The organism is Bacillus sp. MT94 (assembly GCF_058792475.1).
The window spans coordinates 1-25,485 of the sequence record NZ_JBXAEZ010000013.1 but is presented as its reverse complement, the minus strand read 5'-3'; the positions used below and the strand labels follow the sequence as shown (position 1 = coordinate 25,485).

At 37.6% G+C, this 25,485-nt stretch carries 33 protein-coding genes; 29 read left to right on the top strand and 4 right to left on the bottom strand.

What is annotated here, in order from left to right:
• Positions 1-6: 6 nt before the first annotated feature.
• The 23 genes from AC1Q51_RS27055 to AC1Q51_RS26945 all read left to right on the top strand — a co-directional run bounded on the left by AC1Q51_RS27055 (position 7) and on the right by AC1Q51_RS26945 (position 19,080).
• Positions 7-1,512 (top strand): phage portal protein, encoded by a 1,506-nt coding sequence (locus AC1Q51_RS27055; protein WP_492331831.1) that lies wholly within the window; start codon positions 7-9, stop codon positions 1,510-1,512.
• On the top strand, positions 1,512-2,633 hold the full coding sequence (locus AC1Q51_RS27050; RefSeq protein WP_492331830.1) for a phage minor capsid protein: 1,122 nt from the start codon (positions 1,512-1,514) through the stop codon (positions 2,631-2,633). The genes AC1Q51_RS27055 and AC1Q51_RS27050 overlap by 1 nt, the downstream gene beginning before the upstream one ends.
• Positions 2,634-2,644: 11 nt before the next feature.
• Positions 2,645-3,265, top strand: coding sequence for a hypothetical protein (locus AC1Q51_RS27045; RefSeq protein ID WP_098830876.1), 621 nt, complete (start codon positions 2,645-2,647; stop codon positions 3,263-3,265).
• A gap of 29 nt (positions 3,266-3,294) precedes the next feature.
• A complete protein-coding gene (locus AC1Q51_RS27040) occupies positions 3,295-4,188 on the top strand; it encodes a capsid protein (RefSeq protein WP_492331829.1) in 894 nt (297 codons plus the stop codon).
• 53 nt (positions 4,189-4,241) lie between these two features.
• On the top strand, positions 4,242-4,481 hold the full coding sequence (locus AC1Q51_RS27035; protein WP_492331828.1) for a hypothetical protein: 240 nt from the start codon (positions 4,242-4,244) through the stop codon (positions 4,479-4,481).
• 8 nt (positions 4,482-4,489) lie between these two features.
• Positions 4,490-4,891 carry a head-tail connector protein gene (locus AC1Q51_RS27030; RefSeq protein WP_492331827.1) on the top strand — a complete coding sequence of 134 codons (402 nt, stop codon included), beginning with the start codon at positions 4,490-4,492 and terminating at the stop codon, positions 4,889-4,891.
• A complete protein-coding gene (locus AC1Q51_RS27025) occupies positions 4,884-5,219 on the top strand; it encodes a putative minor capsid protein (RefSeq protein WP_492331826.1) in 336 nt (111 codons plus the stop codon). The genes AC1Q51_RS27030 and AC1Q51_RS27025 overlap by 8 nt, the downstream gene beginning before the upstream one ends.
• Entirely contained in the window at positions 5,216-5,566 is a 351-nt protein-coding gene (locus tag AC1Q51_RS27020) for a minor capsid protein (RefSeq protein WP_492331825.1), read from the top strand. The genes AC1Q51_RS27025 and AC1Q51_RS27020 overlap by 4 nt, the downstream gene beginning before the upstream one ends.
• Positions 5,567-5,576: 10 nt before the next feature.
• Positions 5,577-5,999, top strand: coding sequence for a phage tail terminator protein (locus AC1Q51_RS27015; protein WP_492331824.1), 423 nt, complete (start codon positions 5,577-5,579; stop codon positions 5,997-5,999).
• 2 nt (positions 6,000-6,001) lie between these two features.
• Positions 6,002-6,445: a phage tail tube protein gene (locus AC1Q51_RS27010; protein WP_098191945.1), complete on the top strand. Its 444-nt coding sequence runs from the start codon at positions 6,002-6,004 to the stop codon at positions 6,443-6,445.
• 53 nt (positions 6,446-6,498) lie between these two features.
• Positions 6,499-6,900, top strand: coding sequence for a hypothetical protein (locus tag AC1Q51_RS27005; RefSeq protein ID WP_492331823.1), 402 nt, complete (start codon positions 6,499-6,501; stop codon positions 6,898-6,900).
• Positions 6,900-7,547: a Gp15 family bacteriophage protein gene (locus tag AC1Q51_RS27000; protein WP_492331822.1), complete on the top strand. Its 648-nt coding sequence runs from the start codon at positions 6,900-6,902 to the stop codon at positions 7,545-7,547. Before AC1Q51_RS27005 ends, AC1Q51_RS27000 begins: the two co-directional genes overlap by 1 nt.
• Positions 7,548-7,552: 5 nt before the next feature.
• A complete protein-coding gene (locus tag AC1Q51_RS26995) occupies positions 7,553-10,342 on the top strand; it encodes a phage tail protein (RefSeq protein WP_492331821.1) in 2,790 nt (929 codons plus the stop codon).
• The gene (locus AC1Q51_RS26990) at positions 10,339-11,148 is read left to right on the top strand and encodes a distal tail protein Dit (protein ID WP_492331820.1); all 810 of its coding nucleotides are present in this window, start codon (positions 10,339-10,341) and stop codon (positions 11,146-11,148) included. The genes AC1Q51_RS26995 and AC1Q51_RS26990 overlap by 4 nt, the downstream gene beginning before the upstream one ends.
• Positions 11,149-11,225: 77 nt before the next feature.
• Positions 11,226-12,866: a hypothetical protein gene (locus AC1Q51_RS26985; RefSeq protein WP_492331819.1), complete on the top strand. Its 1,641-nt coding sequence runs from the start codon at positions 11,226-11,228 to the stop codon at positions 12,864-12,866.
• Positions 12,867-12,904: 38 nt separating this feature from the next.
• A complete protein-coding gene (locus tag AC1Q51_RS26980; protein ID WP_492331818.1) occupies positions 12,905-14,947 on the top strand; it encodes a phage tail spike protein in 2,043 nt (680 codons plus the stop codon).
• A 102-nt stretch (positions 14,948-15,049) separates the two neighbouring features.
• The gene (locus AC1Q51_RS26975) at positions 15,050-16,093 is read left to right on the top strand and encodes a hypothetical protein (protein ID WP_492331817.1); all 1,044 of its coding nucleotides are present in this window, start codon (positions 15,050-15,052) and stop codon (positions 16,091-16,093) included.
• Between the two features lie 94 nt (positions 16,094-16,187).
• Positions 16,188-16,688, top strand: a complete 501-nt coding sequence (locus AC1Q51_RS26970) for a hypothetical protein (RefSeq protein ID WP_492331816.1) — start codon at positions 16,188-16,190, stop codon at positions 16,686-16,688.
• 29 nt (positions 16,689-16,717) lie between these two features.
• A complete protein-coding gene (locus tag AC1Q51_RS26965) occupies positions 16,718-17,221 on the top strand; it encodes a hypothetical protein (RefSeq protein ID WP_492331815.1) in 504 nt (167 codons plus the stop codon).
• 79 nt (positions 17,222-17,300) lie between these two features.
• Complete coding sequence (locus tag AC1Q51_RS26960) at positions 17,301-17,567, top strand: hypothetical protein (RefSeq protein ID WP_098289464.1); 267 nt, start codon at positions 17,301-17,303, stop codon at positions 17,565-17,567.
• Between the two features lie 69 nt (positions 17,568-17,636).
• Positions 17,637-17,918 (top strand): hypothetical protein, encoded by a 282-nt coding sequence (locus AC1Q51_RS26955; protein WP_098289465.1) that lies wholly within the window; start codon positions 17,637-17,639, stop codon positions 17,916-17,918.
• 2 nt (positions 17,919-17,920) lie between these two features.
• On the top strand, positions 17,921-18,145 hold the full coding sequence (locus AC1Q51_RS26950) for a hypothetical protein (protein ID WP_098097078.1): 225 nt from the start codon (positions 17,921-17,923) through the stop codon (positions 18,143-18,145).
• Complete coding sequence (locus tag AC1Q51_RS26945; protein WP_492331814.1) at positions 18,145-19,080, top strand: N-acetylmuramoyl-L-alanine amidase; 936 nt, start codon at positions 18,145-18,147, stop codon at positions 19,078-19,080. Before AC1Q51_RS26950 ends, AC1Q51_RS26945 begins: the two co-directional genes overlap by 1 nt.
• A gap of 34 nt (positions 19,081-19,114) precedes the next feature.
• Here AC1Q51_RS26945 and AC1Q51_RS26940 read toward each other — a convergent pair whose 3' ends face one another.
• The 4 genes from AC1Q51_RS26940 to AC1Q51_RS26925 all read right to left on the bottom strand — a co-directional run bounded on the left by AC1Q51_RS26940 (position 19,115) and on the right by AC1Q51_RS26925 (position 21,385).
• Complete coding sequence (locus AC1Q51_RS26940; protein ID WP_492331813.1) at positions 19,115-19,333, bottom strand: hypothetical protein; 219 nt, start codon at positions 19,331-19,333, stop codon at positions 19,115-19,117.
• 114 nt (positions 19,334-19,447) lie between these two features.
• Positions 19,448-19,789: a YolD-like family protein gene (locus tag AC1Q51_RS26935; protein WP_492331812.1), complete on the bottom strand. Its 342-nt coding sequence runs from the start codon at positions 19,787-19,789 to the stop codon at positions 19,448-19,450.
• Positions 19,786-21,051 (bottom strand): Y-family DNA polymerase, encoded by a 1,266-nt coding sequence (locus AC1Q51_RS26930; RefSeq protein WP_492331811.1) that lies wholly within the window; start codon positions 21,049-21,051, stop codon positions 19,786-19,788. Before AC1Q51_RS26930 ends, AC1Q51_RS26935 begins: the two co-directional genes overlap by 4 nt.
• A 112-nt stretch (positions 21,052-21,163) precedes the next feature.
• Positions 21,164-21,385 carry a helix-turn-helix domain-containing protein gene (locus AC1Q51_RS26925; RefSeq protein ID WP_098211960.1) on the bottom strand — a complete coding sequence of 74 codons (222 nt, stop codon included), beginning with the start codon at positions 21,383-21,385 and terminating at the stop codon, positions 21,164-21,166.
• Between the two features lie 299 nt (positions 21,386-21,684).
• Here AC1Q51_RS26925 and AC1Q51_RS26920 point away from each other — a divergent pair, with 299 nt between their 5' ends.
• The 6 genes from AC1Q51_RS26920 to AC1Q51_RS26895 all read left to right on the top strand — a co-directional run.
• Positions 21,685-22,983, top strand: a complete 1,299-nt coding sequence (locus AC1Q51_RS26920) for an FtsK/SpoIIIE domain-containing protein (protein WP_492331810.1) — start codon at positions 21,685-21,687, stop codon at positions 22,981-22,983.
• Positions 22,952-23,497 carry a replication-relaxation family protein gene (locus tag AC1Q51_RS26915; protein WP_321200213.1) on the top strand — a complete coding sequence of 182 codons (546 nt, stop codon included), beginning with the start codon at positions 22,952-22,954 and terminating at the stop codon, positions 23,495-23,497. The genes AC1Q51_RS26920 and AC1Q51_RS26915 overlap by 32 nt, the downstream gene beginning before the upstream one ends.
• 19 nt (positions 23,498-23,516) lie before the next feature.
• Complete coding sequence (locus tag AC1Q51_RS26910) at positions 23,517-24,005, top strand: hypothetical protein (RefSeq protein ID WP_000190044.1); 489 nt, start codon at positions 23,517-23,519, stop codon at positions 24,003-24,005.
• Positions 24,006-24,022: 17 nt separating this feature from the next.
• Positions 24,023-24,235 (top strand): hypothetical protein, encoded by a 213-nt coding sequence (locus AC1Q51_RS26905; protein ID WP_492331809.1) that lies wholly within the window; start codon positions 24,023-24,025, stop codon positions 24,233-24,235.
• Positions 24,236-24,315: 80 nt separating this feature from the next.
• Complete coding sequence (locus tag AC1Q51_RS26900; RefSeq protein ID WP_492331862.1) at positions 24,316-24,903, top strand: DUF3967 domain-containing protein; 588 nt, start codon at positions 24,316-24,318, stop codon at positions 24,901-24,903.
• Between the two features lie 101 nt (positions 24,904-25,004).
• On the top strand, positions 25,005-25,485 hold a 481-nt coding region (locus tag AC1Q51_RS26895; protein ID WP_492331808.1), incomplete at its 3' end, for an ABC transporter permease.

The following is a 25,485-nucleotide window of genomic DNA, read 5'->3' as shown; positions in this document are numbered from 1 at the left end:
GATAACATGTTTGGAAACATCGTTGCAAAGGTAAGGAGGTGGATGTACAAATTGGGTCTGATTAAAGGGATTAGTAATGTTATAGATATGAAAGATGTTATGATGACTGATTCAATGTATAACAACATAGAAAAATGGAAGCAGCTATATATGGGTTACTTTCCGAAATGGCATGATGTCACATACCAAACGGTAGACGGAAATTCGCATAAGCGCCAAATGAGAAGCATGGGAATGCCTAAAGTAATATCGTCAGAAATGGCTAATCTTGTTTTTAATGAGAAGTGTGAAATTAGCTTGTCTGATGAGAAAACACACGACTATATAACTGAAGTACTTAAGAACAGCTCGTTTTATCTACAATTTCAAAACTACTTAGAGTATATGTTTGCTTTAGGAGGCATTGTCGCAAAAGCGTATGTAGATGATCAGGGAGTTCAGATTGGTTTCGTAAATGCAGATTGCTTCATTCCAACTGCTGACAACGGAAAAACAGTGACAGAAGGCGTCTTTGTAAACGAAACAAGGAAAAACAATAAGAAGTATACACTACTAGAGTGGCATAGTTGGATAGACGGTAAATACGTAATCAGAAATGAATTATATGAGTCTGATGGTTCTGAACTAGGTACAAAAATATCATTAGAGAAAATGTATCCTGAACTAAAAGAAGTAGTAGAAATTAAGAACTTAAAGCGTTCCTTATTTGTATACATTAAACCTAACTTAGCCAACAACATCGAATTAACTAGTAATTTAGGTGTGAGTATATTTTCTTCTGCTTTAGACACGTTGCAGGAATTAGATGTGGCGTTTGATTCGTTCGAAAGAGAATTCAGATTAGGTAAGAAACGAATTATTGTACCAACAAGTGCAGTGAAAACAATTGTAGATCCTATGACAGGAGAAATGCGCCGTTACTTCGATGCGAACGATGAAGCTTATGAGTCTTTGGAGTTAGGTATGGACAGTGGAGCTGTAAAAGAGATATCATTCGAACTTCGTGTAGAGGAACATGTTTCTGCTATTAATGCGTTGCTAAATATCTTATCAATGCAGACGGGATTTAGTACAGGTTCATTCACTTTTGATTCAGAAGGACTAAAAACAGCAACTGAAGTAGTAAGTCAAAATAGCAAAACGTACCGTACTCGAAATGGGCACGTAACAATTATTGAGGAAGCGTTAAAAGACCTGATTACTGTTATTTTAGAGATTTCGGAACTGTACGGTTTATATTCTGCTCCTGAGGATATAGATGTATCTGTAAACTTTGACGATAGTATCGCAGAAGATCGAAATACAAACGCTGATTACTGGATAAAACTTAAAATGAATGGCCTTACATCTGCAAAAATGGCAATTATGAAGGTTTTAAAGGTAACAGAAGAAGAAGCGAAGAGGATACTTAAGGAAATACAGGAAGAAAACAAAATAGTACTTCCTGAGGATGTTGATTTCTTCGGTATGAACAACAAAAAACAGAATAATAGTCCAGGAGATGAAGGGTAATGGCACTCCCTCCTGAGAAGTTACAGCAACTCTCTATGTTTGTAGTAGATATCTACAATGCAATTGAAGAAGAGTTGCTTTTAAACATGGCCAGAATGCTCAAGTATGATAGGGAATTGCTACTTACTGCTGAGAACTTCGAACAATACCAACATTGGCGCATAGTTCAGTTGAATAAGTTAGGTAAGTTAAATCAACAACAAATGAATACAATCTCCCGTCATAGCGGTAAAACGACTGAAGAAGTGCGGAAGATGCTTGAAGGTGCTGGATTTACAGCAGTGGAACAACATGAACCGTTATATCAGGAAGCAGTACAAGCAGGAAGTTTAACTGCTGCTCCTGCAATGCATACTAGTGCCGCGCTAATCGGCATCTTGAACACTTATGAGCAACAGGCATTGGATACGCTGAACCTTGTGAATACAACGATGCTAAAGCAGTCACAACAGGTTTATCTGGATGTTTTAAATAAGACGGTAGGCAAACTGTTAGGTGGTGTCATAACGCCACAACAGGCACTTAGACAGACCGTTTCTGAGTGGGCACAACGTGGAATCCCTGCTCTGATTGATAAGGTAGGTAAACGTTGGAGTACTGAAGCATATGTGAATATGATAAGTCGTTCTGTTAGCCAAAATGTAGCGAATGAAATGCAAATGAAACGTGCAGATGAGTACGATGTGGATCTAATAGAAGTTAGTAGCCATTTAGGCGCAAGGCCCCTCTGCAACCCTTATCAAGGTCGTATCTTTTCAAAAAGTGGAAAGAGCAAGCGATACCCTCCCTTCTCCAGTACATCGTATGGTGAAGCAGCAGGGTTATTAGGGATTAATTGCCGGCATGTTATCTATCCATATATCCAAGGTAAATCAACGAAGCGTTATGAGCCGTATGACACTGATGAAAATTCTAAAGTATATAAGGAAAGCCAACAGCAACGAAGTTTAGAACGGCAAATTAGGAAAGCGAAGAAAGAAGTAAAGGTTATGGAAGCGTTAGGCGATACAGAAGGCGTTAAGGAAGCGAAGAATAAGGTTTCGCAACGTCAAACAAATATGAGAGAGTTCATCAATCAGACGAAGCGCAAGCGACAATATAATCGTGAGCGAATTGTATAGGAGGAATTACGATGAAAAAACCATTCAGATTACGATTAAACGAAATGCAGTTCTTCTCTGAAGGGGGAGATAATCCACCAGTTGCACCGGAAGGAGGTGAACAGAATGTAGCGACACAAGAAACTACACTGCCAGTGAATCCAGAGTCACCTGTTACTTTCACTCAAGAACAGATGGACGCTGCTAAAAAGGACAATGAAGCAGCTCTATTTAAGAAGCTTGGTGTAGAAAATGCAGATCAGCTTAAAGATGCACTAAAAGGATGGAAAGAACATCAGGATTCCCTCAAAACAGAGCAAGAAAAGACAAATGAAAAAATAACATCCTTTGAGACTCAGTTGCAAGAAAAGAACGAGTCTCTTTTTAATTTGCAAGCGGAAAACGCTGCAATTAAGTCGGGTATTACAGAAGAAAAGAACTTAAATGCAGTTATTACTCTAGCAAAAACAAAGGTTAGTGATGATGTAGATATTACGAAAGCTATTGAAATGGTAGTTGAAGAGTTTCCGCACTTTAAGGGTGTAATGGAAGAACCGCAAGGAGCTCCAAAGCCTACATTTACAACTGGTCAGCATCAAAAGAAAACACCGACTGAAGCAGAACAATGGGCTTCAGCATTTAAACTTATCTAAAACAATATGAAAATAGGAGTGATTTATTAATGGCTACATTGAATTACGCTGCACAATATCAAGAGGCATTAGTACAAAAGTTTGCACAAGGAGCTGCGTTCGGTGCGTTATACAATACACCTAACAACAATATCGTTAAATGGACAGGTCCTAAAACAATTCAAATTCCAAGCATCAAAGTAGGCGGATACACAGACGTTAACCGTGACGTTGTAGGGAACTACACTCGTCGTGTTGATAACTCATTTGAGCCTAAGACTTTAGGTCATGACCGTGAATTCCGTACTTTAGTTGATCCAGTAGATATCGACGAAACGAACATGGCTGTATCTATCGCTAACATTACACGTGTATTCCTTAATGAAGAGAGCATCCCTGAGCATGACAAATATATGGCTTCAAAACTATACTCTGAATTCACTGGAGCAGGTAAAACTGCAGATGCTACAGTCTTAACTGCTGCAAACATCTTAAGTGTATTCGATCAAATGATGTTAGAACAGGATGAAGCAGAAGTACCACAAGATGGACGTTTACTTTATGTAACTCCTGCGGTTAAGAAATTACTAAAAGAAGCAGAAGGAATCCAACGTACATTAGAAGTTGCAGGTGGCGGAAAAGATATCAACCGTAACGTGTACTCATTAGATGACGTGACAATCGTTACTGTTCCTTCTTCTCGTATGAAAACAGCTTACAACTTTACGAATGGTGCTGTTCCGGATGCTGCTGCAAAACAAATCAACATGATCTTAGTTCATCCTTTAGCAGTTGTATCTCCACAAAAATACGAGTTCGTTGACTTAGATGCTCCAAGCGCCGCTACAGGCGGCAAGTACCTTTACTACGAGCGTAAATACTGGGATGTATTCATCTTAGGTGCAAAAGTAGCAGGTATTAAATTCAATATCACTACTGCATAAAGAGAAGTTTTTACAGCTTCTCTTTTTTCTTATTACGAAAGGAATGGTGTTAAATGAGTAACACAGTAAAAGTGCAACGTTCGAATAAAGTATTGCACATTGAAAAAGATTTTCTCCCTAGCTATTTGAATGACGGGTTTGACCAGATTACTGAAGAAGGCAAAGTAATCAAACGTGCTACAGGTGGACGTAATGTCACGTTAGGTGAATACAACAAAGCTCTTGACCAAATTGAAGAGTTAAAAAAAGAATTAGCTGATTTAAAAGCACCGAAAAAGTCTACTGCTAAGTAGGTGATGACATGCCGTATATAGATGCTGACTACTACAATAACGAATACAAAGGTACTCCGGTATCAGATACATCGCTATTAGATAGGCTGATCGCTCGTGCTAGTGACCAAATTGATCATGTTATAAATTATAAATTGGAAGGCGTTGATTTTGATAAGTTAGCGCCTTTTATTAAGAAGCAGGTAAAGAAAGCTACTGCTGCTCAAGTTGAGTTTTTAGCAATTAATGGTGAAACCTCTGCAACTGTAAGTGAAGGTAGTGGTGGTTTTGACGTTGGCTCTTATTCTGAGAATGGAATGAGTGCAGGAGCAGACGATTCGCCTAGTTTCTATGCTCAGTATGCAATCTCAGTACCTAAGTTTTTAAGTCCAACTGGGTTACTTTATGCAGGGTTGTGTGTGCATGGCTAAACCAATCAGGCGCTCATTATTAATCCATACAATTCAGTATTCGGAGTACACAGGTGAAGATGACACTTGGGGTGGTAGTGATAACTACAAACCTGCTGTAACGATTGAAAGGGTTCGAATTGAGCCTAAAAAGACAGTCGTAATGAATGGTAATGGTGATAGCACTGTAATGCAAACACTGTTATTTCATGATGCAGTACATTCAACACCAATAACTTTTAAAGAGAAATCTAAAGTTATATTTAACGGAAAAGAAATGACCGTTAGCAAAGTCAGCGACTTTTATGATAGAAGCAGACTTCATCATGTGGAGGTGCTTTTAGTATGATCCGAGTAAATATTCGAATAGATGCACCCGCTATTGAAGGTAAAGTGATGGAAGCTACTGAAAAAGCACAACTTGCACTGGATGAGCAGGTGCTTAAAGATAGTAACTTTTACATTCCGAAAGATACAGGTGAGGTAGAGAGATCGGGCATTAGATTTAGTAGACCAGGAGAGGGACATATTGAATGGAATACTCCTTATGCTCGGAAAATCTATTATAATCCTCAGTACAATTTCTCTACAGATGTCAATCCTAATGCCAGAGGTTTATGGTTCGAGGAAGCGAAGGCTAGACACGTTACGGATTGGACTAGAATCGTAGAAAATGAGATTAAACGGAATTTATAGGAGGATAAATATGATATGGCTAATCGAATCGGTAAAGAAGCATTTAATTGCTACTTTACCAACAGGCATCCTATTTTCTCCTATAAAAGCTGATTTATTAGATATAGGAGTAAATGATGCGCCACGAAAAAGTATTGCTATCCGAATGATTCCATCAGTGCCAGGAGAACAATATTTTGAAGGTGAAATCATCAATAAACAAATTCAAATACTCGCAAAAAGCAGTAACCAACTGGAAGCAAACAACACAATGGAATTTATCGCAAGAGAACTAAATAACGTTCACAGGCGTGTTTTTCACGCTTTAGACGGCTCCTATACACTAAGACGACTCAATGTGTATGTGGAGCCTAATTTTGTTGAGAAGACAGCAGCAAACGAGTGGGTATACACCGCACTTTTTACTACAGAATTAGAAATAGGAGGTCAATAACTATGTCATTTTTACTGAACTACGGGTACAAATTTGAAATCGACATAACACCAGGTGGACAAACACCTACAAAAGCTGTTATCGCAAAAGGTATCACGTCTGTTGATCCAGACAATAACGAAGAAACAGAAGAAACATACTATTATGATGGTGGTGGTTCTGCGGAACGTGATGTTACAGGCGGTATGCTTGGTTATGGATTTGAAGGACATCGCTTCTATGGAGATAAAGCGCAAGATTTCATCTTTAGTTTGCTGAATAAGTTTGGTCCTGATCGTAAAACGACATTCACAGTAACAGAGCCAAACGGTGACAAATGGGAAGGGAAAGCAACAATTTCTGAAATCAAAGCACCAGGTGGAGATGCGAATAGTAAGGGTGAGATTGAATTTACTATCTCATTCGATGGAAAGCCGACATTCACAGAAGCACCTGTAACACCTTAATAAAGAGTCGTTAATACGACTCTTTTTCTATTACCTAAAAAGGAGAAATGAACATGACACCATTTAAATTTGAATTTGAAAAGACGTATAAAGAGGTAGATATTGCAGGAGAAATTCATAGAGTGGACTTTAATGATGATTCGATTTTGAAATATGGAAAAGCTTTCAAAAAGTTCGATGAGGATTCCAAAAAGATTACGGGGTTAATTCAAAACTTTGAAACTGCTACTGATGAGGAGATTGAACAGTTGTCGGTTCAACAGAAAGAATTAGTGAAAGGTATTGTCGAGACTTTCTTGGGTGAAGGGACTTTTTCCTCTCTTTATGAAAAAGCGGGTAGATCTTCTGCGAATTTAATGGGGCTAGTTCATTATTTAAATGAAATTTATCTAGAAGAAAGCCAGAAGAAAACAGATGAAACTCGAAATAAATATCTAAGCAACGTGAAGAAATAATGTTTAAATTAACCGAACGTGAATATGACTTCTATACATGGAATGGCGTTCGTTTAGAATTGAACTTAGCCTTTGATAACATTCTTATGCTGTTCGATTTATTTGAAGATGAAAGCATTAATGAGTATCTAAAAACAGACATTGCATTGAATATGCTAGTTGTAGATAAGGTGGACATAAATAAGTTGGATACAGAACGTAAATCAATGTTGTTACTAGACATCTTAAAAGATAGGTTAGATATTGATTTGCGATTATTAATGAAAAAGAAAATAGAAGAGAAAGAAGAGGAAAAGGCGCCGACCGTCCCTACTGTAGATTTTGTAGTGGATGCAGAACGGATTTTTTCCTCTTTTTTGTTTGACTACAGTATTGATCTAATTGAACAGCAAGGGAAAATGCAATGGAATAAGTTCATGGCTCTCTTCCGTAACCTTTCTAGCAAATCCCCAATGGGACAAGCACTTCATTATCGGACATGTGATATTCCACCAAAAGATAAAACTAACGCTGAGGAACGCAAACGTATTAAGAAAATGAAAGAAATGTACGAACTTCCGAAAGCGAAAGAAATCCGAGAACAACAGGAATTCGTAGCATTCCAAAAAAGAATGGATGCGCAAAAAGATATGATGAAAGGCAGGTGAGATAATTGGCAGATGGACGTGTTGAGATAGATACCAGGTTAGAAACAGGTAATATACGTCGTGATGTACAACGTGTAAATGATGAGTTAAGCCATATTGGTGATGGAGTTGCAGATGCAGCCCGTGGTTTAACAGATGAAGTTGGTGCTCGTTACGATAGTTTAGGTCGTCGTATTCGTTACGCGTATAGAGGGACATCTGAAGAAGCGAGACGGATGTACAGTGAGATGAGAAGCGCTCACTACCAGCAAGCGATTGCTATGCGTGGAGTAAAAGACCAAATGATTGGTGCTCAATATCAATATTTTAAGTTAGCGCAAGCATCCAAGAATTATACAGGAACAACCAGAGAATTCATGTCAGAGGTGCAGAGGGCAGGAAAAGCTCAAAAAGCAGCAGCTGACGCGGCAATAAATGCAAATAGATTAGCAATGATGGGGATGCTGGAGACGATAGGTTATATGAAGAATATGACTACCCAAGCAACTCGTATCCGTGAAAATTATGCGCGAATGGGAAATCCGTTATATACAATCAATAGTGCAGGATTGCGCGCGGCGGATGCATTAAATAGGATGGCTAATGCTGGTAACGCTTCGGTATTAGCGTTGAAAATGCTAGGTCCTACTGCGGGTATGAAGGATTTAAAAAATATGACCATGATGATTAACCAAGGTTTAATGAGGTTTCAAATGGTAGCATTAGCAGCTGCAGCTACAAGTGCTATTTTATATACTGCATTATTTAAAGCAGCTAAAGGACCTGATCCATCTGAAATATATAAACAACAGGCGGAAGCGCTGACCGCTTATAGAGATGCAGTGCAACAAAGAACAACAGAGATTATGAATGCTTGGAATTTGTTTGAAGAAGTACAAATGAAAAAGACAAGCGGAAAGAAACTAATGCAGAACCTTGAGGAACAGGTAGGTATATTAGGCAGGTGGAAAGACAATCTCGCTAATATAGCGCAAAGGGCAGGTTCAGAATTCGCCAATTATCTTGCGCAAATGGGACCTCAATCAGCTGAAGAAGTAAAAGCTATATCCAAGATGACTGATCCGGAGTTACAAAAGTATGTTGGACTATGGCGAGAAAAAATGAGATTAGCTAAAGAACAAGCGACTACGGAATTACAAGGGCTAAAAGAAGAAACTGACAAGAAAATAAAAGAACTCCAAGAATCATTAACTCCCCTTGGATTAGCTTGGGAGAGAATGAAAGGCGCCTTCGTTACAGCGATTCAGCCTATGGTTGATGCTTTTGGAATGCTAATGACTCCTTTAGTTAATTTTGCAACTAAATTTTTCGAATTAGTGACTGCATTCAACCAAGCTCACCCGACAATTGCATTAATTATTCAAGCAATAATGATGCTTGTGCCTGCTTTAACTTTATTATTATCTCCCTTAGCCATAGGTATAGGGTTATTTAACGGAATGCTTGCAGCATGGAATTCTATTTGGATGTTAATTGGGCCATTAATTACTGGTTTAGCCGCAATGAGCGCCACTGTATGGGTGGTAGCGGCTGCAATCGTCGGATTGGTTGCTGGACTTATTTATTTATGGAATACAAGTGAAGGGTTCAGAAATGCAGTTATTACAGGATGGCAGATGATACAAGCTACTGCTATGACGGTATGGAATTTCATCCTTAATGGTATACTTATTCCAATTTGGACTGCCATGACTACGTATTTTCAACAAATTTTATTGCAAATCCAAACTTGGTGGACTGAAAACGGAACGATGATCATGCAGGCGGCACAAAACGTGTGGAATTTTGTACTTTCCGTAATACAAACAGTGATGCCGATTATAGTTTCGATAATGCAGGTTTTATGGCCGATTATTAAAGAAATAGTGATTGGAACCTGGGAAGCTATTAAAAATGTGATAAATGGAGCCCTAAATATTATTCTAGGAATTGTGAATTTTTTCTCCGCTTTATTCACTGGAAATTGGTCGAAAATGTGGGACGCAGTGAAACAAATTTGGAACGGAGCGCTTGAGTTACTTTGGGGTTGGCTCCAACTTTGGGGAGCAGGACGAATCCTCAAATGGCTTGGTAAATTTGCTGTAGATATAGTTAAACCATTCATTAAATTTTGGGATGACATTAAAAGAGTATGGAATAATGCTCTTGCCGATATATATGTATTTTTCGGTTCAAAATTAGAATCGATAAGTGCTTATATTAGCAGTTGGGGTGGTATGGCAAAAAATGCATTTAGTGAGATTTGGAGTTCGATAGTTAACGGAGTTTCTTCTAAGCTAGAAGGGGTCGTTACAGGGGTAGAAATGATTTTAAATAAAGTGGTCAGCTTTATAACGGGATTAGGTGACACATTTTTTAATGCAGGTCGTGGATTAATAGAAATGATGGCAAAAGGGATAAAAAGCGCAGCAAATTGGGTTACTGATGAAGTTAGTAAACTAGCGCAAAAAGCACGTGACTTCTTACCTTTCTCGCCTGCAAAAACAGGTCCGTTAAGTGACTTGGATCATCTTGATTTCGGTGGGCCAATCTCCGACAGTATTAAACTTGCTTTTCCACAAGTGAAAGGATTATTAGGTAATTTACTAACTACACCTGATATCCAAACGCAATCAGTCGAAACAATGTTAGGGAAAATCGTTAGCACTCCATCAAGTGGAGGGAATACCTACAATTTCGATCGCATGTTTGAAGGCGCTACATTTAGCATTCGTGAAGAAGCAGATATTCAGAAACTAGCAGTGGAGTTAGGAAAATACGTGAAAGCATCAAGCAGAAGGGTGGGAGAATTGTGAGTTTAACAATAGATGGTAAACATATTAGTGAACTAAACTTACAGCTCTTAAGAGACCATCAGAACCCCGCTGCTCCCTCTACCCGCGATAACGTCATGACGATACCAGGAATGCATGGAGCATATGATTTTGGAGCCTCATTAGGAGTAAGAGAATTCAACTTACCTGTCCACTTGAAGTTAAAAAACGAATACGAAACATTATCCTCAGCAATCAGAAAAGTGATGGCTGTTTTTATTGATCCGTACGGTAAACCGAAGACGGTGAAATTAATCTTCGATTATGAACCAGATAAATATTATATGGTTCGGTATAGCGGTAATATACCGATTAATCGTCTTTTTAGTATGGGTAAGTTCGAATTACCATTAACAGCCTATGATCCGCACGCTTACTCAATTATAGAGAGTACAGATGATGTGTATTGGGGAGACAATGTTCCGTTTTTATCAAATATACCTCTTGAAATAGGTGCATCTAAATATGTTATTACAAGTCCTCAAATAGTAAGTGTAGATAACTTCGGTTCGCAAGTAGTACGACCAATAGTAGAAATAACAGGAAGTGCCACTTCATTAACTCTCACTATACAAGGTGAGAGTTTTTCTTTAGGGACTTTTACAAATTCAACGATTTTAATCGATGCGGAACGATATGCAGCAATTAAAAATGGTCAGAATTTCTTATTCCAACTGCAAGGAAACTTAGAAAAATTAGAATTAATGCCAGGCACTAATGCAATCAATATAGGCGGTTCAAACCTAAATATCAACATTGCATTCAAGTACCGCGCTAAATATGTATAAGGGTGGTGGCAAATATGGCTGATGCGCCTAAATTATTACCAGGAGATACCTTGCGTGCGGGGTATCCAAAAATAAATATGGGTATCGATAATGCTAATGAAGCGTTGAAGAAATCTTATAATGCAGAAAGTCAATCCAGCAGTGCTGTCAATATAGCGAACAGTGCTGGTAATGCCGCAAATTCTGCTGTAAATAAAGCTGAATCGGTACAAAAACAATTAGATACAATTATCATCGAAAGTGGAACTAGCGATGCTGAAGTTATTCAAGCGCGCGGCGACAAGCCAGTCTTAAATGACAGGCTTAATGATATGAACACACAAGTTGTAGAAGCCGCGAGAGCTCAAGAACAAATCGATTATGTAGATAATATCGCGAATCAAATGTTTGTAAAAAGCATGTACTTAACATGCAATGACAAAACGACGTGCGGTTTCAGTATTGGTTATGAGTTAGCGAACAATAAAGGAATGATGTATTATACAGCCCCGCAATCCAATGATAATTACTCATTAGTACAAGGAGGTAGAGTTGGGGATTTAAATACCGTATACATGACATCTGATTACAAAAAATACACAAGTAAAAATGGGAATTTCAACGAAAGTTTTGCCCCTAACTGTTTCGCTACTACTGTAGGAGATACAATGAATTTAACATTTTCAGGGGCAGAAGGGATATCGTTCAATCATTTCAAAGATAATCGTGGCGGTCGTTGGAAGTTTACATTAAGCACAGATCCATTTAATCCGGTTTACGTCTCGACTTATGCAGCGACAAGCCAAACAACACAGGTATCACTTTTCACTGATTTAGACCCTACAAAAAGTTATACAGTTGTAGGAGAGTTCGTAGGCGATGATCCGGTTAACCCGCCATCAGGTGGGACAAGTCGCGGATGGTATTGCATTTCAACAGATAATAATGTAACTACAAAAGATACGTTCTTTTTAAGAAAAAAGACTAGGAGCATTGTGAACTACATTGAACCTTTAAAATCAGGTTCAAATAAGGACTTTGCATTTCTTTTAAGGAGAGCTGGTCAAACTTATCCCTTGCAATTTTTCCCGTGGCATTCTGGTGTAGTGACAACTCTCAAGAAAAAGGATTATGACATTTATGTTGATGGCATTCTATCTAATAATATTGTTGCGAATGCGGAAACGATAAACAACATTTCCAAAGTTGAAATCATTCAGTATGTGTATTGTAAACTCCCTGACGATCCTAACAACTTAGGGTATCTAACAAGCAAATACACATTCACTAAGAACGGGATGGTTACAATAAATTGTTCTTTCAAAGCATTAGAGGATTTAGAAATTAAAACTGGATACGTTAATATGATTCCTGTGCTATCTCAATTCTGTAAGACTTTAAAAACATCACTGATGACAAAGTATTCTACAATTGCAACTTCAGGTAGTACAAATTTAATACCGGAGAAAGACAATGTAAATTCATACATTTGGGGTAATGGTGATAGACAAGATATCGTTATTGCTATGACGAATATTAGTCTGCTTTCATCCATGCGAAAAGGAAGAACAGATAGACGAAATATATTGACATGGATTGAACATCGGGACGCAACAATGCAAAAATTTTATCCTCAAGTATTTGATAATGCATCAATGAAAAAAGATGAAGTGTATTCATTTGGAGCTAAGTATATTGTCGGTGTCGCTCCAAATTTAAGTGAATTATATTTTTTGTAAAACGAGGTGACCCATTGTTAAAACTCTACAACAAACAAATGCAATGCAAGGCATATCTTGATAAGGCATATAAAATAAAGTACAACCCGCCACTCAATGAACTTTGGACGGCGGGGTTTTCATTGCCATTTACTGATCCAAAGCGAGAAGAAATTGAAACGTTTGATTATGTGGAAATATTCGATAATGGTAAACGCATTGGGATGTTCCGTATCATGGATAGTGCCGAAGAAAGAGATGCAGAAAAGAAAATAATATCGTATGAATGTGAGCACGTTTTATCTACTTTGATGGATAGCGTGCTTTTTGGTTTGCATCAAAGAGTAAACCTGACCACACGGCAAAATATTGAATATCTGCTGAGCAAACAGAGAACGCAACATTGGAAACTTGGTCAATGTGACTTCGTTCGCTATTTCCATTACAACTGGGAGAATGAATCTACATTATTAGGCCCTCTATACAGTATTCCAAAGCCTTTTGATGAAAAGTTCCAATGGACTTGGGACGACACCTCCTATCCATGGACGTTAAATCTAGTGCGCTACTCTACTGAGGTCACAGGAGAACTACGCTTTAGGAAAAATATGAAGGGAATCAAACGTACTGTAGAAGCGAAAGAGGTTATGACAAGGATATATCCTCTCGGTTATGGAGAAGGAGTTAACCAATTAACAATAAAAGATGTTAATGGTGGTATCCCTTATATAGATGCTCCTGATTTCGTTAGAGAGCTATATGATGGGTTCGACTATATTTGGGCGGACAGACGATTTAAAGACCCTCAATCTTTATACGATTCAGCAAACATGATGTTAATTAAAGCTTGCATGCCAAAAATCACGTATGAGATTGAAGCAGTGGATTATGAGTTAATTGATCCGTATAAAATAGAAAAATATGAAACAGGTAAGTTGGTACGTCTTTATGATGAGGACTTTGATATATGGGTTGATTTACGAGTGATGAACCATTCGAAAGATGATGCTGATGGGAATCCGTTAGATGTGAAATTAACACTTGAGAACAAAGTGACAGATTTAGGGACAATACAAGCAGATATTGAGAAGCGACAGAAGATTAATGAGGTATACAGCCAAGGAAGTACCAATTTGCTGGCTTACAGTTACAATGACAACTGTGATAAAGATAATCCTGCGGTTATTAAGTTCTTTCTTCCTGATGATTTAGTGAATATTAACACTCTTACTCTCAATTTTGAAACCGAAGAATTTCGTTCTTATGGTAAAGCTACAGAAGGTGGTGGCGGAACTACTGTCTCAAGTAGCGCTGGCGGAGGTACATTCTCGAGCACCTCGGCGGGCGGTGGAGTATCTAAGAGTACATCAGCTGGCGGTGGTATATTTTCAAGTACCTCGGCGGGTGGCGGTAGTTTCTCAAGTACAAGTTCCGGCGGCGGTAGTTTCTCAAGTACGAGTTCTGGAGGCGGAACGTTTTCAAGTACATCATCTGGAGGCGGAACGGTTACTACTACGTCTTCTAAGATTTTCGGAGAGTTGCAGATTGAAACTAGCGCATCAACTGGTGGGAGTTTAGAGGGGCATAGGCATACTACAACCTTCACGGACCAGTTTAACCACCAACACGAAGTTTCGACGCCAAATCATTCACATACATTCCAGGTTAATGATCACTCACATACGGTACAGATTGGAAATCATTCGCATACAGTCCAAATTAATGACCATGTTCATAAAGTAGAAGTAGCACCGCATACGCACGAATTTCAATTAGATCCGCATAAACATGATTTCCAAATGGATGACCACAGTCATACAGTCACCATTGCACCACATATACACGAGATTAATCATGGAATCTATAAATTGTCAGAAAAACCAACGAAGGTGACGATTAAAGTCGACGGTAATCCTTTACCTGTATATAGTACTTCTGGAGATAACATTGATTTAATTCCATATCTTTCAAAAGGAGGAGACGGAAAGATAGATAGAGGCAGATGGCATGAGGTAGAGTTACTACCAGACAAACTAGGACGTATAAACGCAAATGTAATTTCCCGATTATTTATAGGTTCAACGATTGGAGGTAACTTCTAAAAATGTTATAATATAACTACAGACTAGCTCGACGGGGCGAAAAGGAAGAATCCTACTTCCCTGTCTGTATTTTTATAGGGATAACTAAGGAGGTTATCAATATTGAAGAAGTACGTTCAACTTGTGCAAATTGAAATTGATGGGATTTTAGTGGATGCAAAAGAGTGTACTAAGTGTAGTATTGTTAAATCACTTGAGAATTACAATGCTAAGAAAAATGGATTAGGTAAAAAGGCTTCAAGATGCAAGGAATGTGATTTCGAATATAGAAAACAAAGGGCACACATTAAAGCTGAATATGATAAAGAATACCGAGAGAAAAATCTTGATAAGTTATTAAAAAAAAGTAGAGATCACTATTATGAAAATCGGGAAGAATATATACAAAGAAGAAGAGAACATTATCAAAATAATAAGGAGCATCACATTCAAAAATGTCGTGAATGGGCTGAAAATAATAAAGATAAAGTACGGAAACTCAGTAGAGAGTGGAGACAGAGAAGACTCAAGGAGGACCCGGGATTTCGATTGAAATGTATTGAGGCAAACAAAAAGCATTACCATAGAAATAAAGAGAAGTATGCTGAAAGATATAAGGAATATTACGAAGAAAATAAAGAGTATCATCGTGAAAGAGGTAGAAAATATTATTTTGATAATTGGGAAGAAAAAAGAGAGCAAAACAAACAGTGGTTTAGAGATAATCCGGAACAAGCCCAAGTTATTCGTATGAGAAGAAGAACAAGAGAATATTTGCTACCAGATGACATTACTTATGAGGAAGTTGAGGAAATCAAACTGTTCTTTGGTGGTTGTGCTTTAACCGGTGAAACGGAAGATATCCATCTAGATCATGTCATTCCACTTGCAACCGGTCGTATCGGAGCGATTTACGGGAATATAATACCATTGAAGGGAAGTTTGAATGAATCTAAACGAGATAAAAATATCTTCGATTGGTTCAATCAAAACAAAGAGTATTGGAATTTATCGCAAGAAAAGTTTGATGGACTTATTAATTACTTAGCAGTTCAAAATGAAATGTCTGTTGAAGAGTATAAAGATTACGTCTACTGGTGTCATGAAAATCCTGTAAAAATGGATATAGATGTTGAAAACGGAATTGTTCAACTATCATTGCTGTAAAAGAATCCGATTAAGGGTTCTTTTTTATTTTCCTGTCATAAATGAGTGGAAGGTTGTGGTAAAATGTAAGAAAACGGACTAAGGGGATATGGGGATGAAGAAACGACTTTCACTAATTTTAGCGGTCGCTTTAGGAATAGGTAGTCTGACAGCGTGTAGTGGTACGAATGAAACAACTAAAATAGATACAAAACAAGTAAGTTCTGATGTGAAAGATAAGAGCGCGAATAACGAAACTACGACTAAACGAACAGTTGATTTAAAAGGGGAATCTTATCCTTGGAGATACGCATCTCGTGACATTATACAAAACTGGCAAAATAAAGGTGAGACAGTATATTTATGGTCTGATGCAGAAGGAATTGAGAAATTTATAACAGAAGAGATTAATCGCGATAGTAAGCATAAACAAGAAGATATGCCGATTAACGCAGGTTACACTCAATTATTCATAGATGAAGTGAAAAAACAAAATCCCGATCAAAAAGAATACTTCAGTAAGATGTCTGAAGTAGTTAATGATTTGCAATCAATGAACTTAGATAGCGCAAAAACGAAAATTGAAGAAGCAAAAAAACTAAGAGAAGCGAAATAGCTTCTCTTTTTCTATGGAGGAATGACAATATGAAAACGATTGAAGTATATACAACCAATGATAAATTTGTAGTTCGAACAGAGGATTTCGAACCAGCGTTACTCAACAAAGAACTAAACAATGGCGAGATTACTACAGTTCTTATTGATTACCTTATTATTTCTCGATTAGACGTTAAAAGAGTTGTTGTTCTTGATGAAATTGTTGATAACTCTGTGAAAAAAGTGAAAGTATCGCTTAGAAATGGGCAATCCGTAGAAATTCCTGTAGAAGCAGATTTTGATATCAAATTTTTAAATGCACAACTAAATAGTTCAAGTGTAACTACTGTTTTAATCGGGAGTAACATTTATCAAAAATTCGAGGTTGTACAAGTTGTTCTAATTAAAGAAGAACCGAAAGAGCCAGAACAACCACCTGTAATAGAACCTGAGCAACCAACAGATCCAGTTACACCACCAGTGACAGAGCCGCCAACTGAATCCGATACACCACCGATGACTGAAGAACCAGCTAAAACAGAAGGAAATTAAATTAATCGAGCAATCCAGTTGACATAATGAAGAGTAACAGCTTACTTTCTATGTATCATACAAAAAGGAGATGTGCTATATGTACAATTCATACATGGGACGACTGGGAAAAGCGGTAAAAGGTTCATTTGAAAAGGTAGAAGGTAAACCGGAAGAATATACCTTTGAAATCGAGGCGCCAAACGGGAAACGTGGAAACATTTATGTAGATTTAAATGCGGTGGGTGATGATAAGTTTCGGTATATGAAGTTCTTAGATGATTATTTATTACTACGATATCCGCAAAAGTTAGAAATTGATCAATTAGTTTTACGATATGTACAAGATAATAAGAAACTTCTGTAAAACGAAACTTGAATTTTACAGATAAGAGGGGCATTTGCTCCTCTTTTTATTTTGAAAGGAGCTGAATCAATGAATATTGAAATCGGAGTGCTAATTGCAGTACTATCACTTGCTATTAGCTACTTTGCGTACTCTTTAAATAGAACTAAGTCCATTAAATCTGATGGTCAACAAAGTGCAGAAATGAAAGCGGAACTAGGATATATTCGCAAAGGCGTTGATGATATTCGAATTGATTTAAAAGCAAGCGAAAAACAAATGATTGCTCTTGGAGAGCGTGTTACACGAGTTGAAGAAAGCTCAAAGCAAGCACATAAGCGCTTGGATAATCTAGAAAAGGAGGCAAATTAACAATGCCACTAACAAAAGAAAATATTTTAAAACGTTTGCGCAACTGGAAGACATGGGTTGCGCTTTTTTCATGCTTTGGACTGATTTTATCGGTATTCGGAGTAACTGGGTTTGAAGGTAATTTAGAAAAGGTACAGCAAGCTGTTTATTTATTTGGTATTGCGCTAGGTATTTGGACAAGTCATGGAGACGCTACTGATCAAAATGAAAAAGGAGATGTTGAATAATGGAAATCAGAAAAAAGCTAGTTAGTTCAAGTAAATATGGTACAAAATGTCCTTACACAATGAATCCTGAATATATCACAGTTCATAATACGTATAATGATGCTACAGCAGAAAATGAAGTGGCTTATATGATTCGTAATGACAACCAAGTATCGTTTCATATTGCGGTAGATGATAAGGAAGCTGTACAAGGAATCCCTTTAGAGCGTAACGCGTGGCATTGTGGCGATGGTGGCGGAAATGGCAATAGAAAGTCTATCGGGGTTGAGATTTGCTACTCTTTAAACGGTGGAGATCGATATTATAAAGCAGAAGATAATGCAGCTATCGTTGTAGTTCAACTAATGAAACAGTACAATATTCCAATTAGTAAAGTTCGCACACATCAATCATGGAGTGGGAAGTACTGTCCTCACCGTATGTTGGCAGAAGGACGTTGGGATAGCTTTATCGAAAGAGTCCAAAATGCATATAGCGGTGGTAGTAATAACGTAGCTCCAACGCCTACTCCGCCGTCATCTAGTGGGACAGGCATCGCATATATTGAAGGGAATAATGTTAATCTTCGCAAAGGACCTGGTACTGGATACGGAGTTATTCGCCAATTAGGAAAAGGGGAACCATACCAAGTGTTCGGAGAATCGAACGGCTGGTTAAACCTCGGCGGTGAGCAATGGGTTTATAACGATCCATCATATATTAATTATACTGGAGAGTGCGCACCAGAACCTTCGAAACCTTCAAATGATGGCGTTGGTGTCGTAACTATTACGGCGGATGCATTACGTGTTCGAACAGGTCCAGGAACTAACTATAGCATCGTGAAAAATGTGTACCAAGGTGAAAAATATCAAACATGGGGATGTAGAGATGGTTGGTATAATGTTGGTGGCGACCAATGGGTTTCAGGTGGATATGTGAAATTTGAAAAGTAAACAATGAAAGCCGTCCTATTGGCGGCTTTTTTTATTATACTTCATAAGTACCGTTTCTAATTGATAGAGATAATTCCATATGCTCCTCTTCAGAAAGATTGTGATATTTTTTCAAACCTTCCTGAATATCGTTCAACTCTTCTTGAGTTTTAATTTCATTAAAATCAAATGCTTTGTTAGGAATAATATACTTAGCAAGTACATATTTCAATTGGCGATCCTGTAATTTATTTTCTTGTTTCTCTATAGACATCTAATATTCTCCTTTCGTTATAAGCCAGATGTACAGCTAACTTGTTTTCTCTTCTTATAGTAATTTAATCATACCAATTTAAGAAGGATATTGTTATGATTATTTGTTATTTCGCTATTTCGCACCAATAATATCAATAAATTTCAACGTCATATTATTATAAAATGCATCCGTACAAATTATAGATTTATTCAACGGATCAATATCAATGACGGTCATATAGCTAGTTAGTAAAAATCCATCTTCATAATATGTAATTAATATTTCTTCTTCAGAAAGCAGCGAACATAATAGCATATTCTCAATAAGCTCTTGTTCATCCTGGGTTAATGTAGGGCGTTCTACTTTTGTTTTGTCTTTAACAATCTCACGGATACCTGCGAATTGTTCTGGCATCGCTGCAAATGGAGTCCATTTAACCATTCCTCTTCCTTTTGGCATACTAGCGTTGTTCATGCTTTATGTCCCCCTAACAATGTGTTTCTGTATCTTGCTGTTGCACTATTTGTATACGAAATTCCTCTTAATATGCTGTTCTTTCCAAATTTAGTGCGTATTTCGTCCATTACTTTAGTTAGTTTCATTTCTTTTTCTCGTTGTATTACATTATCGAATAGTGAGATTTGTTCTTCGCCTTCATTGATTAAGTTAGTTAAAGAAACATTGATGGATCTAATGGGTTCTCCCGTGTAAAACTCGTGCAAAAAATATGTACAAATCTTATAAATATCCATTGTTAAATTGGTTGGTCGGTTCATAGTGTGAGTTTTTCTGAAACCACCAGCATAATTTTTACTATAACCAATGGAAAAGTGAATAGTTTGAGCTAGTTTGTTTTGCCTTCGCATTCGATAACAAACTTCCTCAATATGTTCCAGTAGGATAATCGGAAATTCTTCTATGGTGTAATCACGCATAAGTATTTGACTCTTACCAATAGAAGTTGTTGCCGGAACGTACTTCTCTGATATACGGCTAAGATCTATGCCGTTACTATGTAAGTGTAATTCTTCGCCAATGGCCCCGAAGCTTTGCTTTAAGTATTTGAGTGGGTATTGCGCTAAATCTCCGATTGAATGGATTCCTTTTCGATTTAACTTCGCTTCTGTTTTACCCGAAATCCCCCAAAACTTACTAAGTGGTCGTATTGGCCATAATTTTATGGGTACATCTTCGTACTTCCAGTATGCTATACAATCTTTTGTTTTCTTTGCTTCCACATCTAAAGCAACCTTGCTCATTAATGGATTTGGACCAATTCCTATCGTGCATTCGATTCTTGTCTTTGCATATATTTCACGCTTGAATTTCAGCGCAAATTCATATGGATTTTTTGCAAACAAATGAATACTATCCGTAATGTCCATAAAGAACTCATCGATGGAATATTGGTGGAAATCCTCTACAGGAACGTATTGTAGAGCCAACTTAGTGATGAAATTAGAACATTTTATATAAGTACTCATAATTGGGTTTACCACAAGGATATCTTTGTGACGTGGTATTTCGTATAATCTAGCCATTTTCTTAACACCCAACGCTTTTAATGGTGGAGTTGCAGCCAAAACAATTGAACCACTCCTATTCACATCACCGACTACAGCTAATTTAGTATGAAGTGGGTCTAATCCCATCTTGATGCAACTGACTGAAGCATAGAAGCTACGAAGATCTACACATAAAACAATTCGGTTTGGCAATATTGAATAGTCATACACCGTTATTCCCCCCTAAATAACAGAACGTTAGTTCTTATTATATACGAATGTATGTTCTTTTATGAAGAGGTTTTTATAAAAAATAAAAATAGCCCCACTCATTTAAGTGAAGCTACATCCAAAAATCGTTTTCATTTATGTTTTTCCCTAACTTTTTCAATCCCCTTGTTATTTGGGATATAGTCGAAAATTTAGGTGCGTATTCTTTATCATTACACACTTTTGAAATAGTACCTCTGCTCAACTTAGCAGCTTTCTCTAATTCTCCTTGTGTGATTCCTTGTTTATCTAACCACTTACCAAATTTACTACGTTTTTTACCTAATCCAAACACCTTTACCACCTCATGGATAGCTTGCCCTTTTCGTCATTTTTTTAAACAAGAGAAAAAAACTGACATAAAGACCAAACAGTACACAATACCTTTTACCATACCAAACAAATTACGATTCCTAGTTCCAAATTAATAGCCTCTTAAAACTTCGTTTCACCTATTCTGAATAGAATTCGTTTGCAGAATACTGCTTCAGACATTGAAATATTAGTATTTTCAATGATTCATAGCTATTATTCTCTCTTCTGATTAGCAGGGACTGTTTTTGCTAAAACATACATGAGGGGTGGTGCAGGTTTGTGATATTTGAGTTAATAAGTTCAGCTGCAGTCGGTGGTGTAGTCTTTCTATCAAAAATGCATCAAAAAGGAGCAACAAATGATGCCTCTAAGATTCAAAGGATTTGTGCTAATTGCGGTTTAAAAGTAAAAGAAGGGAAAGAGACCAGAACTATACAGCTACTCCGTAAGACGAGGAATGATTGGGGAGTTGAATATGCGTATCGGATTCCCTTGGGACTTAGCTTCTCCGATTTTGAACAAAAAATGCAACATTTAGAGGATGGATTAAATCACAAGAGCAAAGTTTATGATTTTAAACTACAAGACTTCAAATCTCTTCGACTGCGAAAAGATATCTTAAAACAAATACAAAACATCATAAACAAGAAAAAACTCGTTAGAAAGGAAATTGAGCTATCTTACGATGGGTTACTTAAAATAAGAGTTTATGAGAAGGGAATTCCTGATTTTGTGAAATTCGAAGAAGACATGATGAGGCAATGTAGAGGATGGGAAGTACCTATTGGTTATACAAGGGATGGATTGATAAAACACGACTTTGACCAGTTATCACACATGATCTCGGCCGGCATGACGGATATGGGTAAATCTAATGTACTAAAGCTCATCATTACATCCTTGGTACGCAACCAAACAGAAAATATAAAGCTATTCCTTATAGATTTGAAGGGTGGTCTCTCTTTCAACCGTTACCGATTCTTAAACCAAGTCGAATCAATTGCGAAGAATCCAGAGGAAGCCCTTAAGACTCTAAAGGAATTGCAAGATAAACTGAATGATAGAAACGAATACTTACTAGAAAAAGGATACGAAGATATAAAAGAAGCTGGGGATCCAACGAGGTACTTTGTCATTGTAGATGAAGCAGCCGACATGACACCATATCAGGAGTGTAAGGACATCATTGTTGATATAGGTCGTCGTGGTAGGGCAACGGGATTCCGCTTGGTATATGCGACACAGTACCCGACTAATGAAGCCTTACCATCGCAATTGCGACAAAATATAGGTGCTCGTGTTTGCTTCAGGTTACAAACAGAAGCAGGGAGTCGTGCTGTGCTAGACGAGGGCGGCGCAGAGAGTCTTCCCAACATAAAAGGAAGGGCGATATATCAAACGAATGAGAAAAAGGTCCTACAAACTGTTTATATCGATAATAAGCAGATTGATAACATCATAAAGCCACATATCAACATAAGAGCGAGGAAGGAGCATGAAGATGCAAAAATTAGCGCTAAAGGAAGCGAGAACCGAGTCCATACTCTTGAGCTTGAAGAAGTTGGGATTTTTAAGTAGAAAGCAAATTCAGGTACTTCACGATCTTGGCGGTGACAGGAATGCTTCTCGTGTAATGAAAGGAATTGAGGAATATGTATCTAGCTTTAGGGATGGAGAAAAGGTTTATTATCTTAACAAGGAAGGGCGTGAACGTATCGGAAGTAAGAAGATACTCAAGCGTTCAAATCAATTTCGTCATTACATTATGAGGAATGATATTTACATCGCTTATGAATGCCCGAAAACGTGGAAGCAGGAAGTAAAGATGAATGTGAAAGGTATCGTTTCCATAATTGCAGATGCACTATTCACGGATAATGGTCGTTATCACATTGTAGAGGTAGATCATGAGCAAAAGATGAGCGCGAACCGTATCAAGATGCAGAAGTATCGCAAATTAATGGAATGCAATGTATTTGAAAAGACACCTAAGTTTATTTGGTACACTACGACGGAATATCGCAGAAAACAACTCCAAAAGCTTTGCGAAGGATTGGATTGCAACATATTTACGGTTACTGATTTCCATTAAAAACAGGGAGATGGTCCATATGGCAACTGAGACGATGAGCATCAAAGATTTTATGGATGGTAACTATGGGGCAAAGAAAAAGTGGAGCTTGTTCAAAAAGAAAGCAAAAAAATACGCACCCGTGGCGGCGCGAATAAGTATTGTGATCGGTAGTGCTATTATATTCAGCCAAATTATAGATATTCCTCATGTTTTTGCTGATGGGAATAATCCGGATGTGAATGAAGTGTTTAAAGATGTGCAGTCTAATGACGGAGCAATAAAAAATTATATAGATGGCCAATTATATAACCGTATTGTAAACGCATTTGAGCCTGTTATCTTCTTGATTAAAGCGGTCTCCTATCCGATTGCATCCGTTGTAGCGTTATGCGGTGGGTTATTTATTATGGTCGGTAGCCAGGAACGGGGGTTTTCTTTAATAAGTCGCGCTGGGATTGGCTATATAGTGGTGCAAATGATTCCGTTGTTTATGAGATTACTTGTTGAGATTGCTAAAGCGATATAAATAAAGGGGGATATCTTATGTTACCAACTAATTCTTCAAAAAATGGTTTAAAAAAGACCACAGAATGCGAATGGTGTAAAAATAAAATCCGTAAAGGGGACTGGGTAATAAATAGTTCGGAATTCGGCATCCATCACGATGAGTGTTATAAAGAATTTTTGGCGAATGAGTTCTCGTATGATTACGGAATATGGGGGAAGGATATTACAGACAAGGATTTACTTTACTAGCCCTATAGGATAGGGCTTTTTTCTTTGCAGGAATTTTCAAACCATCATGGAATACTGTGACTAGGAGGTGTTGTGACGTTATGACGGACGAAATTGTTTATTCTGCTAGTGAAGTATATAAACGACTAGGAATTTCCGATAGCACCCTTAGAAAGTACATGGAAGTATTACAGCGCGAGGGATTCGCTGTAAAGAAAGATAATCGTGGCAGACGCCAATACACAGACAGTGACATTATGGTGATTGAAAAATTAATTGAAATCAGCAAGCATGACGGTATGACGCTAGAAAAGGCAGCGAAGATGATTGCGCAGCAAATAGAGAAAGTTAATCCGGATTTGATTCAAGAAGAGCCTGAGGAAACGGATTTAGTGCCATTCCACATAAAACAGCAATTACAGGAACAGTACAGCGTTATGGCGCAAGAAATGAATCAGAGTATGTTAGCAATGGAGAAGCGATTAAGTGAGCAGGCAAAGCAAAGTAACGAGGAAATCAAAGCAAGTGTAGAAGCGCATAATGAACGCGTGGAAAAACGATTAGAAGCCAGGGACGAGACATTGATGAAGACATTACGTGAGATGCAGGAAGCGAAGAGGTTGATGCAGGAGTTTCGCAATGAAGTTGCTGCTGCAAAAGAGAAGAAGCCATGGTGGAGGTTCTGGTAAGAGATTGTACCTGAGGTATAGAAGAATCGATGGAATGATTCTTCTATACCTTTTAATATGTTAAAATTGTATTATATATATAATCAATGTCGGAGGTAACTATGAATAAAACGTTTAAAATAACACTTACAGGATTATTGGCAACAACGTTACTTGTTGGTTGCGGTTCAAAAGAAGAACCTAAAAAGGAGCACTTGAAGCAAGAAGCTAAACAGGAATCTAAGAAAGATAATAAGAAAGACACTAAGTCTGACGCGGAGAAAGCTGCCATTGCTGATAAATTTCATTCTGCTGTATATCCTCGTAAGAAAGATGGAACAATTGAATTATCTGTGTGGATGACTAGAAAAGAAAAGGTTGAGTTATATAATTATGTGGAGAAGAAAGCTAAAGCTGAAGGAATGACTCCAGAGGAATATAGTAAAGTTAAAGGCGAGGAGAATGACCAGAGAGCTAGAGAACAAACTCAAGCTCAACAGGAACAAAAAGCTCAAGAAACACAGACTAAGACACAAACTAAGACTAATCTCAACCAAGATCAGTGCGATACCGTAAAATCAGAAAATGAAATGATGAAAAAAG

Bases quoted from the DNA above. Each gene is read 5' to 3' on its own strand.
- AC1Q51_RS27055 (WP_492331831.1), top strand. From the start codon at position 7: ATGTTTGGAAACATCGTTGCAAAGGTAAGGAGGTGGATGTACAAATTG.
- AC1Q51_RS27050 (WP_492331830.1), top strand. From the start codon at position 1,512: ATGGCACTCCCTCCTGAGAAGTTACAGCAACTCTCTATGTTTGTAGTA.
- AC1Q51_RS27045 (WP_098830876.1), top strand. From the start codon at position 2,645: ATGAAAAAACCATTCAGATTACGATTAAACGAAATGCAGTTCTTCTCT.
- AC1Q51_RS27040 (WP_492331829.1), top strand. From the start codon at position 3,295: ATGGCTACATTGAATTACGCTGCACAATATCAAGAGGCATTAGTACAA.
- AC1Q51_RS27035 (WP_492331828.1), top strand. From the start codon at position 4,242: ATGAGTAACACAGTAAAAGTGCAACGTTCGAATAAAGTATTGCACATT.
- AC1Q51_RS27030 (WP_492331827.1), top strand. From the start codon at position 4,490: ATGCCGTATATAGATGCTGACTACTACAATAACGAATACAAAGGTACT.
- AC1Q51_RS27025 (WP_492331826.1), top strand. From the start codon at position 4,884: ATGGCTAAACCAATCAGGCGCTCATTATTAATCCATACAATTCAGTAT.
- AC1Q51_RS27020 (WP_492331825.1), top strand. From the start codon at position 5,216: ATGATCCGAGTAAATATTCGAATAGATGCACCCGCTATTGAAGGTAAA.
- AC1Q51_RS27015 (WP_492331824.1), top strand. From the start codon at position 5,577: ATGATATGGCTAATCGAATCGGTAAAGAAGCATTTAATTGCTACTTTA.
- AC1Q51_RS27010 (WP_098191945.1), top strand. From the start codon at position 6,002: ATGTCATTTTTACTGAACTACGGGTACAAATTTGAAATCGACATAACA.
- AC1Q51_RS27005 (WP_492331823.1), top strand. From the start codon at position 6,499: ATGACACCATTTAAATTTGAATTTGAAAAGACGTATAAAGAGGTAGAT.
- AC1Q51_RS27000 (WP_492331822.1), top strand. From the start codon at position 6,900: ATGTTTAAATTAACCGAACGTGAATATGACTTCTATACATGGAATGGC.
- AC1Q51_RS26985 (WP_492331819.1), top strand. From the start codon at position 11,226: ATGGGTATCGATAATGCTAATGAAGCGTTGAAGAAATCTTATAATGCA.
- AC1Q51_RS26980 (WP_492331818.1), top strand. From the start codon at position 12,905: ATGCAATGCAAGGCATATCTTGATAAGGCATATAAAATAAAGTACAAC.
- AC1Q51_RS26970 (WP_492331816.1), top strand. From the start codon at position 16,188: ATGAAGAAACGACTTTCACTAATTTTAGCGGTCGCTTTAGGAATAGGT.
- AC1Q51_RS26965 (WP_492331815.1), top strand. From the start codon at position 16,718: ATGAAAACGATTGAAGTATATACAACCAATGATAAATTTGTAGTTCGA.
- AC1Q51_RS26960 (WP_098289464.1), top strand. From the start codon at position 17,301: ATGTACAATTCATACATGGGACGACTGGGAAAAGCGGTAAAAGGTTCA.
- AC1Q51_RS26955 (WP_098289465.1), top strand. From the start codon at position 17,637: ATGAATATTGAAATCGGAGTGCTAATTGCAGTACTATCACTTGCTATT.
- AC1Q51_RS26950 (WP_098097078.1), top strand. From the start codon at position 17,921: ATGCCACTAACAAAAGAAAATATTTTAAAACGTTTGCGCAACTGGAAG.
- AC1Q51_RS26945 (WP_492331814.1), top strand. From the start codon at position 18,145: ATGGAAATCAGAAAAAAGCTAGTTAGTTCAAGTAAATATGGTACAAAA.
- AC1Q51_RS26940 (WP_492331813.1), bottom strand. From the start codon at position 19,333: ATGTCTATAGAGAAACAAGAAAATAAATTACAGGATCGCCAATTGAAA.
- AC1Q51_RS26935 (WP_492331812.1), bottom strand. From the start codon at position 19,789: ATGAACAACGCTAGTATGCCAAAAGGAAGAGGAATGGTTAAATGGACT.
- AC1Q51_RS26910 (WP_000190044.1), top strand. From the start codon at position 23,517: ATGGCAACTGAGACGATGAGCATCAAAGATTTTATGGATGGTAACTAT.
- AC1Q51_RS26905 (WP_492331809.1), top strand. From the start codon at position 24,023: ATGTTACCAACTAATTCTTCAAAAAATGGTTTAAAAAAGACCACAGAA.
- AC1Q51_RS26900 (WP_492331862.1), top strand. From the start codon at position 24,316: ATGACGGACGAAATTGTTTATTCTGCTAGTGAAGTATATAAACGACTA.